Origin of the sequence: Hyalangium versicolor, assembly GCF_020103695.1 — a bacterium.
Classification (GTDB): domain Bacteria; phylum Myxococcota; class Myxococcia; order Myxococcales; family Myxococcaceae; genus Hyalangium; species Hyalangium versicolor.
On the sequence record NZ_JAHXBF010000018.1, the window covers coordinates 196,831 to 209,356 of the forward strand.

Sequence of the window (12,526 nt, forward strand, 5' to 3'; positions counted from 1 at the left end):
CCAGACAAGAAACCTCACGTCACCGGCGATGCGTCCCCGTGAGCCTCTCACCAGGCTGCCGCACGGGGTCGACCATGGCCACTCTGGCCGACTCAGCCACACGGAAGAAGCCCATCAACTGCAACAGGCTCTCGGACTGGGACGCCATCTCTTCCGCCATGCTCGACAGCTCCTCGGCCGCCGAGGCATTCCTCTGCGTCGCCAGGTTCAGGCTGCGCATCGCATGGTTGATCTGGCCTACCCCCGAGGATTGCTCGTTCGACACGGCGGAGACTTCCCTCACCAACTGGGCCGTCGTCCCGATGGAGGGCACGAGCTCGCGCAGCAGCTTTCCCGCGCGCTCGGCGACCTTCACGCTCTTCGTGGTCAGCTCGACGATCTGCTTCGCTGAGGACTGGCTTCCCTCCGCCAGCTTGCGGACCTCGGCCGCGACCACCGCGAACCCTCTCCCATGCTCACCCGCCCGCGCCGCCTCGATGGCCGCATTCAGCGCCAGGAGGTTCGTCTGGTACGCGATGTCATCGATGACGGAGATGCGCTCGGCAATCTGGCTCATCGCCTCGAGGGTCTCGGAGGCAGCCCGCGTGCAGGCCTCGATATCCGAGGAGCCCTGGAGCGCGAGCGACTCGACACGGCGGCTGCTGTTGGCGTTCTGGGCGATGGAGGCACTCATCTGATGGAGGTTCGACGACACCTCCTCCGCGGTCGTGGCCTGCTCGCTCGTACCCGTGGAGAGGGACTGGGACATCGTCGACAACTGCGCGGACGCCGAAGAGAGAGTGCTCGCCCCTGTACGTACCTCGCCAATCACTTGCGCCAGCCGGTGCTGCATCGCCCGGAACGCATCCGCCAGGACGCCGACCTCGTCGGTGGATTGGTAATCGAGCTTCGCGGTGAGATCGCCCTCCGCGATGCGCGTGGCCACATGGGAGATCTGCCCCAGCGGCTTCGTGATGCGCCGTCCCAGGATGATGACGGAGATGGCGAGCACCCCGAGCGTGAGCAGCCCCATCTTGCTGATGAAATCGCTCAACCCACGGGCCGGACCAAGCACCTGGTCGATGGGCAGGATCACGGCGAGCGCCCACGGCGTCGTGGTGTTTCCCACTTGAAAGGGAACCACCGCTTCAATCGCATCTTCGTGGAGCAGCTCGGAGTAGACCCGGCCAGAGGACAGTTGGCCGTTGGCGAGCGTGGACTTCACCACCTGGTCGATCTGCGAGTCGCCGAGCGGCTTTCCGAGCAACTCCGCCGACGGGTGGGAGACGAACTCGGCATTGTTCGACACCAGCAGCGCATATCCCGTGTCGAAGGGGCGGATCTTCGAGACCTCCTGATGGATGTGCTCGAGCGTCAGATCGGCCCCCACCACCCCGAGGAACTTGCCATCGAGCATGATGGGCGCGATGGCGGCGGTGAGCAGCGTCGGCGTGCCGGCCACGGTGTAGTGGAGCGGGTTCAGGATGATCTCCTGTCCGGTCCTCTTCGGCACCAGGTAGAAGTCGCTCTCGCCGCCCAGGGTCTCGCCCTGATAGCCGACGCTGGGCTCGACCATGAGGTCTCCGGCGCCTCGGTGCCAGTAGGGGATGTAACGCCCCGTCGCATCCGTCCCGGGCGTGTTCACGAAGCTCGCATCGCGCCCGTCGAACGCATTCGGCTCCCACACCGTCCAGAAGCCGAGCAGCTCCGGGTTTCCTTCCACGGCCTTCCTGAGCAGCATGTCCGCGTGGCGCCGGTCGGTGGCGCCCACTGCCTTCTGCGAGGCGAACACCTGCGCAATCGTCCTCACGGGGAGCATGGCCCCATCGAGCCGGTTCTTGAGCAGGATGGCTTGGTACGTGGCCAGATCCTTGGCATTCGCCGTCACCCGCGCCTCGGCGACGGCGGACAGCCGGTAGTTGACGGTGAAGACCAGGATGGCGAGAGCCACGGCGATGACGGCACACAGGGCGCCGAGCAGCTTCGTCGCGATGCGCTGATGGAAAACCATGTTAGGGGGCCTGCTCAGATGGCAAGGGGCTCGGGAGCTCCAGTAGAGCATGGAGCGCGCCCGCCGTGTTGGGGGCGGCTCAGCCTGGATGGGGCTCCAACTTCTCACCGGAGCCGGACAGCGGCAGCTCCAGGGTGGCCGTAGCGCCCTTGCCCGGTCCCTCGCTCTCCAGTGAGAGCGTCCCCCCCAGCATGTGAGCCGCCAGCGCACTCGAATGCAGGCCGAGTCCATGCCCTCCCTCACGGGTGGTGAACCCCTGTGTGAAGAGCCGCTCCCGGATCTCCGGCGCGAAGCCTGTGCCGTTGTCCAACACCTGGATGCGCGCCACGCCGCCCCGGACCTCCAGCCGCACGTGCAGGTAGCGCTGCCCCTCGGGCAGGTTCATCATGGCGTTCTTGGCGTTGCTGATCAGGTTGATGAGGATCTGCAGCACCTTGTGCTTGTCCAGCTGGACCCGCGACGCCATCGGGGCAAGCTCCTGGAGGACGTTGATGCCATGGCGCTTGAGGGCGGGCATCTGGATGCTCAGCGCGTCCTGCACCAGTTGGGGCAGATCGCACTCCTCCGTGACGAGCGTGCTGCGCGCGTAGGTCTGCTGGACCTGGACGATGGCTCGGATGTGCTCGATGTGTTTCCCCATCGACTCGAGACTCTCACGCAACATCGCCTGCTCGCGGAGCAGCTCCTCGGTGAGGATGGAGAGGTACTCCGGCAGCCGAGCCCCTCGCTTGTCGTGAGCGAAGAAGTGGGACAGGGAATGGCGGTGCTCCTGGAGGATGTCGGACACCTGCTTCAGCCGTCCCGTGCGCGAGTCCTCCACCACCTGGCCCATCACCTGGACGTTGATGATGGCGCTCGTCAGCACATTGCCCACGTTGTGGAGCACGCTGGTGGCCACCTCGGCCATGCCCGCCGAGCGCGCCGTCTCCATCAGCTGCGTCTGGGCCTGCTTGAGCTCCCGAGTGCGCTCCTCCACCCGCTTCTCCAGCTCGTCATTCACCCGCCGGAGCGCGGACTCGGCGCGCTGGACCTCCGCGTACAGGCGCGCGTTCTCCAGGGAGATGGCGGCCTGCGTGGCGATGTGCCCGAGCAGCGCGCTGCGCGACGGCGTGAAGGCGTTGGTGGCCAGGCTGTTCTCCAGGTAGAGCACCCCGCGGAACTCCTCCTGGCGCAGCAGCGGCACGCACAGCACGGAGCGGACCCCACTCCGCTCGAACCAGGGATCGCCCGAGAAGGCGTGAGGCTGGGAGGCATCCCCGATGAGCACCTGCTCATGCGCGCGCCGCACGTAGGAGATGAGGGTCCAAGGCAGTGAGGCCTCGTCCGCGTCCACGGAGGATCCCTGGGTGCTCTGGCCCGAGATGGCCACGACCGAAAGCTTGTCGCCACGCGGCAGCAGCAGGGCTCCGCGCTGAGCCCCCGCGTTCTCGATGGCGACGCGCAGGAGCGTCTCCGCCAGTTGCTCGAGGACGATCTCTCCGGAGATGGCCTGCTGGGTCTTCACCACGGTGAGCGCGTCGACCTGCGTCGTGTTCGTGTCCGTCGCGGTCTCCGAGTCATCGGAGGAATCCACGTGGGGCCACTCCTCCCGCAGGTGCTGGGCCTTGCCGTGGGCGCCCCAGCGCAGCCAGGCATCGTGGGCCTTGCGCGCATAGGCATCGGCGATGGTGGTCATCCCCTGAGCGAACCAGTAGCGGGCCGCCAGCTCGCACGAGAGGGCCGAGTGCTGGACGAAGCCGTACTCGCGGGAGGCCTTGAAGGCCTCCTCATAGGCACGCTCGGCCTCCTTCTCCCGTCCCAGGACGCGGGCCAGCTCGGCGGCGACCATCCTCTCGGGCGCGCGGAAATTCTCGGGACAGTAGCTGGCCCACTCCACCAGTTGCTGGTGGTGCTTGCGCATCTCCGTCAGGGCCACTCCCTGCTCTTCGGGGCTCATTTCTCCGAGGTAGGCGGCCAGCGTCAGCGCACGGAAGAGGTGGAGGTCCAGCAGTTGGATGTGACTGATGGAGGAGGCCGCCAGCTCAGCGGCACGGGCCCCCGCCTCGCGCGCCTCCGCGTACGCGCCGCACAGGAAGCGCGCCTGCATCTTGAGGATCCAGTACCAGCAGCGCATGGTGCTCATCTGCTCTGGCGTCAGCCTGGCTTCGAAGGACGCTTCGTCGAAGTCGTCCCCGCTGAGCGAGCCGAAAATGGGCGACAGGCCGCGCAGTTGCTGCACGTAGCGCTGGGTGTGGTGAATGACGTGGCTGACGTCCACGAAGCCTGCCTTGCGCGCGAAGTCCAGGCGAGCGACCGACTCCTGGTAGACCTCCTCCAGGTCGTGCCCCAGGCTCAGGCGATTCGTGACGATGTGGTTGCAGCAATAGCAGGCCACCTGGTAGTCGCCGGCCCGGAGCGCGGCATCGAAGGCATCGCGAACGAGCTCCAGGGAGAGGGAGATCGGCCGGGTCCAGTAGCTGATGAGCTCCATGCTGTAGAGCGCCCTGCCGCGGGAGGAGAGGAAGCCGTGGCGCTCGACGAAATCGCAGGCCAGCTTTCCGAAGGCATAGCCCTCCCGGTACTGCTTGAAGGTGGAGCCGAGCACCACGCCATACCATGCGTACCCGTGCACGGCGGCAGCGGCGTTGCCATGACGAAGGCTGAGGGAGACCATCCGGCACAGGTGCAGGGTGAGTAGATTCCCATCGGTGAACAGCGAGGGCGTGAACAGGGACGCCAGGACGTTCAGCACCGCCTCCCGGTCCGGATCGGTCATGAGCGGCAGTTCGAGAAGACTCTCGATGGGGCGATCTCCCAGCAGGGCCTGGACCTCTTCCTGGGCGGCCACCACCTCTTCCCAGGAGGGGTGAGCGGATATCGGCATGCCGAGCCGCGCCAGGCATTCCAGGAGGCAGGAGATGCAGTCCTGGATTTCCCCGGCGGCGAGGTGAAGCTCGCTCTTCAGCCGGAAGGCATTCCCCAGCTCCGCGGGGGTGCGAGCCCGAGGCAGGAGTTCCTGCACCAGCCGGCGGGCCTCCGCGGCATTGCCGTTCATGAACTCACAGCCGGCCTGATCGAAGCGAAGCCGGAACGCCAGCTCGTGGACCGTCTCCCACGGATCTCCAGGCAGGAGCTGGATGGCGGTGGCGAGGTAGTCCGCGGCCGAGCGGAACGCCGTGGAAGCCCGAGCCTTCCAGCCAGCCTCGGCGTTCAGGAGCGCGACGCGGTGGCGCTCGTCGGGGTCGGTGATCAGCTCCGCGCCGGCGTTGAGCTGGCTGGCGACATCGAAGATCCTCTCCTGCACCTCCTCGGCATTCAGGCTCGCCAGCATCAGGCGGCCGATGCGCAGGTGGACCGCCTTGCGCTCCTGCTCGGGGATGAGGGCGTGGGCCGCCTGCTGGATGCGGTCATGGAGGAAGCGGTACTGCTCCGGGCCGGCGCTCATCAGCAGGCCCTCCTGGAGCGCGGGCTCCAGGCCCTGCTCCACTTCGAGCGTCTCCGACATATTGGAGGTGAGCAGCAGGATGCGCAGCGAGAACGAGTTCCCCACGCACGCCGCCAGTTGCAACAGGTGCTGCGTGTTCAACGGGAGCTGGCGCAGCTTGCCCACCATGAAGTCGACGACGTTGTCCGAGTAGGCCTTGGCCCGTGCGCCCTCCGCATCCCAGCGCCACGAGCCCTCGGAGGTCCGGGTGAGCAGGCCGTCTTGGTGCAGCGTCAGCAGCAGCTGCAGGAGGAAGAAGGGGTTGCCGCCCGTCTTCTCCCGGGCCAGCGCCGCCAGTGGCATGACGATGTCTGCATCAGCCCCCGGCAGCGTGTCAGCCACCAGCCGCAGCACCTCCTCGAGGCTCAGCGGCGCCAACTGGAGATCCGTGATTCGTGCACCGGCCTTGTACAGCTCCTCCAACATGAGGGAGAGCGGATGAGAAGGGCTGACCTCGTTGTCGCGGTAGGCGCCGATCAACAGCACCGGCGGCGTCTCGGGATGCGTGAGCAGGTGCTGGAGGAGCTTGAGGCTGGCCAGGTCCGCCCACTGCAAGTCGTCGAGGAACACCACCAACGGGTGCTCGGGGCTTGCGAACACACCGAGGAACTTGCGGAAGATCCGATTGAAGCGGTGCTGCGCCTCGGAAGGCGGTTGCTCCTGAACACGGGGCTGCTTGCCGGCGACGAGCTCCAGCTGGGGCACCACCTCCACGAGCACCTGGCCCTGGCCCTCCCACGCCTCGAGCAGGTGCTCGCGCCAGCGAGCCAGCTCCTCGTCCGTCCCCGACAGCAACTGCTGCGTCAGCTGACGAATGGCCTGGGACAGCGTGGAGTAGGGAATGTCCTGCTGGAACTGATCGAACTTGCCGCTGAGGAAGAAGCCGTGCTGGCGCACCACCGGCTTGTGCAGCTCGTGCACCACCGAGGACTTACCGATGCCGGAGTAGCCGCGGACCAGGATGAGCTCCGGCCGGCCGTTGCGGGCCACACGCTCGAAGCCCTGGAGCAGGGCCGCGGCATGCGTGTCGCGCCCATAGAGCCGCTGCGGCAGCTGGAAGCGAGTGGGAACATCGCGCTGGCCAGGCGTGAAATCCTCCTGCACGTCCCGGAGCAGATTCTCCCGGCACCGCACGAGGTCGGCCTTCAGTCCCTCGGCGCTCTGGTAGCGCTCCTCGGCCACCTTGGCCAGCAGCTTGAGCACGATGGCTGCCAGCACCGGCGGCAGGCTCGGCACCCGATCCAGAGGGGGAGGAGGCGCCAACGCCATGTGGGCATGAAACCATCCCAGCGCATCGCGCCCGTGGAAGGGCCGGCTGCCCGTGAACAGCTCATAGAGGGTGACGCCCAGCGAGTACAGGTCCGTGCGGTAATCCACCGAGCGGTTCATGCGCCCGGTCTGCTCCGGGGACATATACGCCAGCGTCCCTTCGATGAGCGGCCCATGCAATGCGTCCACATGCTCGACGAGCTGGAGGCTGGCGCTTCCGAAGTCGATGAGCCGCGGCTCTCCCGACGGGGTGAGGATGACGTTGGAGGGCTTGACGTCCTTGTGGACGATGCTGCGGCGGTGCAGCTCCGCGAGCGTGGACGCCAGGGAGATTCCCAGCTCCACGGCTCGCAAAGGCTCGAGCGGTTGACCGGTGAGTTCCGACAGGGGAGTGCCTTCGACCTCCTCCAGGAGCAGCACCGGCCGATCCTGGACCTGCTCGCAGGCATGGACGCGCATCACTCCCCGCACGTCCCGGAGCCGCTGCAGGATGCTGAACTCGCGGCGGTAACGCTCCTGCTCGCGGGGTCCCGGAGAGGCCACCACGGGCGTCTTCAGGATGAGCGCCAACTCATCCGCGTCACGAACGGCGTGAAACAGCAGGTTCGTCCCCGTAGCCTTGATGGCTCTTCGAAGTGTGTAACCAGGAATGTTCAGCGTGCGGAACGGAATGGCTCCGGGAGCTGTTGTCATGCGTTTCACCGCCGGGGTTCGCGATGATGTGAACACGCAGGAGGCATGTTTCACAACCAGACAGCAGGCTCTGGCAGCGCCTTCGCGGCCTGGGTCATCCCTGCCCGGTCATGGGGTGGCGGTGCGTTCAGGGCCCTGAACCTGTGAGCCGTTGTGCCACGTCTCGTGGGACGAAGCCCGGAAAGCCCGGGGCACGCGTGCCGGGGAATTCGGGCAGGATGGCGCGCATGCTCATGAACTCCTTGGTGATGGTGGCGCTGCTCGCAGCTCCAGCCCAGCCAGCTCCCGCCAGACCGCTCACATGGAAGGTGACCGGTACGGACGTGACGTTCGAGATGTCCGCGACGGATCTGCGTGCCCTGCGTGGAGGCAAGGAGGTGTTCGGCCTGCAGTCGCGCGAGGCGGATTTCCTGTCCCCCTTCGAGTCCGAGGACAAGGACACCGACATGTCCGGCTGGGAGGCGTTCCTATCCTTCGACGTGCTGTCGGTGGTGGGCCCCTGGGTGAGCTATGAGGAATCGAACTCTGGCTATACCGGCGGCGCGCACCCATACGCGGGCATCCTCTACGTCACCATGGACGTCACGAAGGACCAGGGCGCCTTCTCACTGCTCGACGTGTTCCCCGAGAAGGACGTGCTCAAGGCACTCAAGGCCGATGGTTTCATCCGCAAGCACATCCAGGACGAGGAGGCGTTCAAGAAGGCCTCGACAGTGGAGATGATGCTGCAGAGCCTGGAACCCGGTGAAGACTGCGTGGGGTTCTCACACGGGCTCGGCGCGGTGAAGCGCTCGGTCGCCTTCCACCACATCGAGGGCAACAAGGTCGCTGTGCGCATCGCGTTCAGCTACGACACCGAGGTGTGCCGCGGAAACAAGTTCGTGGTGGGCGTGCTGTTGCCCATTCCCGCGTCGCTGCGGCCCGCGCTCGACCGCGCGGCCCGGCGCGAGGAGGGCTTCCTGATGAAGGACGCCAAGGCCGTGAAGGCGCCGTCCGTACGGTTCTCGTGGGAGCCACCCGAGAGCAAGAAGGAGTGACCCGGCCCGGCCCACCAGAGACCGCGCTATCCTGGAGCCCCCTGAAGGAGGCCTCCATGCGCATCCGTGCTTCGCTTGCCCTGCTGCTCACCGTGACGGGCTGCAGCACCACCTACACCATTCCCAAGCACGAACTGGCCCGCCTCGATGGCTGGGCTGGCAAGGACACCACGCTGCTCCAGGACATCGAGGGCTCCTTGCGCAACGAGCGCAAGGACGTACGGCGGCTGCGCGACACCGAAGGCAACGAGCACGTCTTCAACACGGACACGCCCCTGGTGCTCGAGAAGACCGATGGCGACGTCATCACCGAGAAGTACCGGGAGGTGAACGTCGATGGACAGAGCTTCCGCGGCGTGCCCAAGGAGGCGCTCGGGCGCACCGTCGAGGTTCCCCTGACGGAGGTTGGCTCCGCGGGCGTGCGCAAGTTCAGCCTGGGCAAGACGGTGCTGCTGGGCTCGGGCATCGCCGTGGGGCTGGCTGCCGGGCTCATTGCCCTGGGGCTGGCTTTCGGCGGCTCGGAGGGAGACTCGGATGATGGCCCCGGCATCCCCTGCGGCCATGGCTGCTCGCTCTGAGGATCCGGCGCCAGCCTCGTAGCCCGGTGGCGCCCCCCGCTCCGCGCTCAGGGCAGGTCAGGAGCCGCCGAGCCAGGAGCAAGCTCGTTTCGCACCACGAGCCCGCCCTTCATCACGAACCGCACGCGCTGCAACTCCGTCACGTCCGCGAGCGGATCCCCGGAGACGGCGATCAGGTCGGCGTACCTGCCGGGCTCCAGCGTACCAACGTGCTCCTGGAGCCCGAGCAGCTCCGCGGCTCGTGAGGAGGCGGCTCGAATCGCCTCGATGGGCGGCAGCCCGGCCCGCTGGAGCGCCACCACCTCCCAGGCATTGCGCCCGTGGTTGCGAGCCGAACTCGCGTCGAACCCGCTGACGATCTTCACGCCAAGCTTGTACGCGAGCGCTACGCCCTTGCGCAGGGACTGGAGCTTCTTGTCGAGGAACTGCCGTGCCTTCTCGTTGGGAGCCTCCTCCAAGGACAGCTCGAAGTAGCCGATGGTGGGAACGAGAAAGACTCCCTGCTTCTTGATGAGCTCCAGGGCGGCGCGGTCCGCCTCGTGCCCGTGCTCGATCGAGTCCACGCCTGCCGCCAGGGCGTTGCGGATGCCTTCGCTCGTCACGGCGTGTGCGGCCACCTTGCGGCCAGCCTTGTGCGCTTCCTCTACGATGGGCCGCATCTCCTCGACGGTGAGCGTGGGGTGGTGCCAATCCGCGTAGATCTTGAGGAGATCCGCGCCATGGCCGAGCTGCTCCCGGGCCGCGCGCCGAGCCTCGTCAGCGCCGGTGATGAGCTGCGCGCCGGTGGGAGGATCCTTCAAGTCGGGCGAGAGGCCCTCCGGGTAATAGGTACCCACCGCGGCAATCGCTCGGGTGGACACGAGCATCCGGGGACCTTCGACCAGCCCCTGACGGATGGCATCTCGCAGTGCGACGTCCGCGTAGAAGGCCCCCTCGCTCTCGACATCCCGCACGGTCGTGAAGCCGGCGTACAGCGTGGCCCTGGCGTTCGCCGCACCCTCCAGGGCTCGAAGCGCCTGGGACTTGGTGATCAGGTTCAGGACATAGCCCTCAGGTACATCGGGCTCCCGCGCCAGCAGGTGCGTGTGGCCGTCGATCAATCCCGGCAGCACGGTGGCTCCGCCGAGATCGAGCACCTCCGCCCCTTCAGGAACCGGCAGCCCCGTCCCCACCGCCGAGATCCGCTCGTTCTCGATGATGATGACGGGGTTCTTGAGGAAGATGCCGGTGCGAACATCGAGCAGCCGGGCCGCCCGAACGACCCTCGGCTTTCTGGGCGCGCTCTGAGGCGAAGCGGGCTGGGCCGCCGCGCTGCCAGCCACGAAGAGCAACAACCACACGCTGACGAATCGTCTCATGCCTCCCCTCTACTCTCTCCCTCTCAGCGTGTGAAGCGAGCGCTCTTCCTGTTTCCGATAATCCTCAACCGGCAGGCCTCCGACACCCCAGTCCTCCAACTCCACCTCATCGATGACGACGAAGGTCGCGGCCAGGGGCTTGTTGAGCACCTTGAGCAGCAGTTCACTGACTCCTTTGATGAGGGCGGCCTTTTGGTCGCGGGTCGTGTGGCCTTCGCGGGTGATCTTGATGTTGACGTAGGGCATCGGATTTTCCTCGCACGGGGCTGCGGGTGATGGGCTACCAGCGACCAGCGTGTGCGCCTCCATCGACATGGAGGATCTCACCTGTGACGAACGCGGCCGTGTCGAGGTACAGCACCGCGTCGACGATCTCCTCGACCTCGCCCAGGCGCCGCATGGGCTGGAGCCCAGCGAGTGCCGCGTGAGTCTTCTCCGGGTGCATGGGCGTCTTGATGATGCCGGGGGAGACTGCGTTCACGCGCACACCCTTCTCGGCGTATTCGATGGCCAGGGAGCGGGTGACGGCGTCGAGCCCACCCTTGGTCAAGGAAGCCAACGCCGCTGGCACCCCTGCCATCGGCTGCACGACCAGGCTGGTCGTGATGTTGACGATGTGCCCGGTGCCCCGCCGCAGCATCTCGAGCGCCGCCCGCCGCGAAACATAGAAAAAGCCCGCCAGGTTCACCGAGAGCATGGCGGTGAAATCAGCCTCTGTGTACTCGACGAAAGGCTTCGGAATGAAGATGCCGGCGTTATTGACCAGGGTGTCCACCCGGCCGAAACGCTCGACGGCCGCGTTGATGATCCGGTCGGCGGTGCGCGGATCGCCGACGTCACCCTCGACGGTCAGGATGTTCGGATCGCCACCTGTGACACTCGGCTGTATCGAGCGCGAGTTAGCAACCACTCGGTAACCGCGGCTGCGGAAGCCTTTGACCAGGCCCGCGCCGATTCCTTGAGACGCACCCGTAACGATCGCGACCTTCTGTTCGCTGCTCATGACACGACTCTCTTTGAGGGGGCCGCGCATATGTCTCCAGCGGCGCGGCTTGCGTTGACACCGCATGAAGTACTCAGTTGCGCCCCCCGAATGAATCGCTACGGTGCGCAAGTCACTTTTACGCCTGGAGCAAAGATGGACCAGATCCACGCCATGCGGGTGTTCGTGAAGGCGGTGGACGAAGGCAGCCTGTCCGAAGCGGGCCGCAAGCTCGGCCGCTCTCCCGCAGCCGTGTCCCGAGCTGTTGCCTTTCTCGAGGCCCACGTGGGCGTGCAGCTGCTGCACCGCACCACCCGCACGCTGAAGTTGAGCGAAGCCGGTGAGCGCTATGCCGCCGCCTGCCGACGGGTACTGGCCGATCTGGAGGAAGCCGACCTGATGGCCGCGGGCGAAGGGGCTGCGCCACGCGGCACGCTGACGATCACGAGCCCCGTGGTCGCCGGCGCGCGCGTCCTGAGGCCCATCGTCGATGCCTTCCTGGACGCGCATCCCTCCGTCACCGTCAGGCTCCAGATGCTCGACCGGCAGGTGAACCTGGTGGAGGAAGGAGTCGACGTGGCGATGCGCATCGCGCACCTACCCGATTCCAGCCTTACAGCCATCCGTGTTGGCGAGGTGCGAAGGCTGGTCTGCGCCTCTCCGGCGTACCTCGCATCGCGGCCGCCCATCACCCGGCTCACGGATCTCTCGAAACATGCGTGCATCGCAATGACGGTGTTTGGCCAGGATGCATGGACGTTCCACCCCGAGGCAGATCGGACGAGTCCGCAGTCCATCCGCATCACGCCGAGGCTGGAGGTGAACACGGTGGAGGCCGCTGTCGCCTCGGCGCTGGAAGGCCGGGGAGTGACGCGGGTGTTCTCGTACCAGGTGGCCGACGAGCTTCGTCAGGGACGCCTGGTGGAGGTGCTGCCAGCGGCCGATGCCTCGAGATCGCCAGTGCATCTGCTCACGCCCGAGGGACGTCTGTCGGTACCCAAGGTGCGAGCCTTCGTGGACTTCGCGGCGCCGCGGCTGAAGGCGGAGTTCGCGCGAATCGCCCGCGTCTGACCCGCGCTGATCCGATGTTCGTCCACGGAACGGACCTGGGGTTTTCCCCTAAGAACTGACACACGCTGATGTTGGATTGAGAGTG

The 12,526-nt window shown here is 66.5% G+C and carries 8 protein-coding genes; 3 read left to right on the plus strand and 5 right to left on the minus strand.

The features are described from left to right. Positions 1–19: 19 nt before the first annotated feature. Both KY501_RS33765 and KY501_RS33770 read right to left on the minus strand, forming a co-directional pair. Entirely contained in the window at positions 20–1,990 is a 1,971-nt protein-coding gene (locus KY501_RS33765; protein WP_224367802.1) for a methyl-accepting chemotaxis protein, read from the minus strand. 79 nt (positions 1,991–2,069) lie between these two features. Next, the gene (locus KY501_RS33770; RefSeq protein WP_224367803.1) at positions 2,070–7,415 is read right to left on the minus strand and encodes a trifunctional serine/threonine-protein kinase/ATP-binding protein/sensor histidine kinase; all 5,346 of its coding nucleotides are present in this window, start codon (positions 7,413–7,415) and stop codon (positions 2,070–2,072) included. 227 nt (positions 7,416–7,642) lie between these two features. Here KY501_RS33770 and KY501_RS33775 point away from each other — a divergent pair, with 227 nt between their 5' ends. Together KY501_RS33775 and KY501_RS33780 are read left to right on the plus strand one after the other, a co-directional pair. Further along, a complete protein-coding gene (locus tag KY501_RS33775) occupies positions 7,643–8,452 on the plus strand; it encodes a polysaccharide deacetylase family protein (protein WP_224367804.1) in 810 nt (269 codons plus the stop codon). A gap of 56 nt (positions 8,453–8,508) precedes the next feature. Beyond that, entirely contained in the window at positions 8,509–9,030 is a 522-nt protein-coding gene (locus KY501_RS33780) for a hypothetical protein (protein WP_224367805.1), read from the plus strand. 47 nt (positions 9,031–9,077) lie between these two features. Here the strand turns inward: KY501_RS33780 and KY501_RS33785 are convergent, their stop codons facing one another. The 3 genes from KY501_RS33785 to KY501_RS33795 are packed head-to-tail and all read right to left on the minus strand — an operon-like array spanning position 9,078 to position 11,391. Next, positions 9,078–10,388 carry an amidohydrolase family protein gene (locus KY501_RS33785; RefSeq protein WP_224367806.1) on the minus strand — a complete coding sequence of 437 codons (1,311 nt, stop codon included), beginning with the start codon at positions 10,386–10,388 and terminating at the stop codon, positions 9,078–9,080. A 9-nt stretch (positions 10,389–10,397) separates the two neighbouring features. Next, positions 10,398–10,634, minus strand: coding sequence for a tautomerase family protein (locus tag KY501_RS33790; protein ID WP_224367807.1), 237 nt, complete (start codon positions 10,632–10,634; stop codon positions 10,398–10,400). A gap of 34 nt (positions 10,635–10,668) precedes the next feature. Beyond that, positions 10,669–11,391 carry an SDR family NAD(P)-dependent oxidoreductase gene (locus KY501_RS33795; RefSeq protein ID WP_224367808.1) on the minus strand — a complete coding sequence of 241 codons (723 nt, stop codon included), beginning with the start codon at positions 11,389–11,391 and terminating at the stop codon, positions 10,669–10,671. A 135-nt stretch (positions 11,392–11,526) separates the two neighbouring features. On the opposite strand from KY501_RS33795, the gene KY501_RS33800 reads away from it, so the two are divergent. After that, on the plus strand, positions 11,527–12,441 hold the full coding sequence (locus tag KY501_RS33800; protein WP_224367809.1) for a LysR family transcriptional regulator: 915 nt from the start codon (positions 11,527–11,529) through the stop codon (positions 12,439–12,441). Positions 12,442–12,526 lie beyond the last annotated feature (85 nt).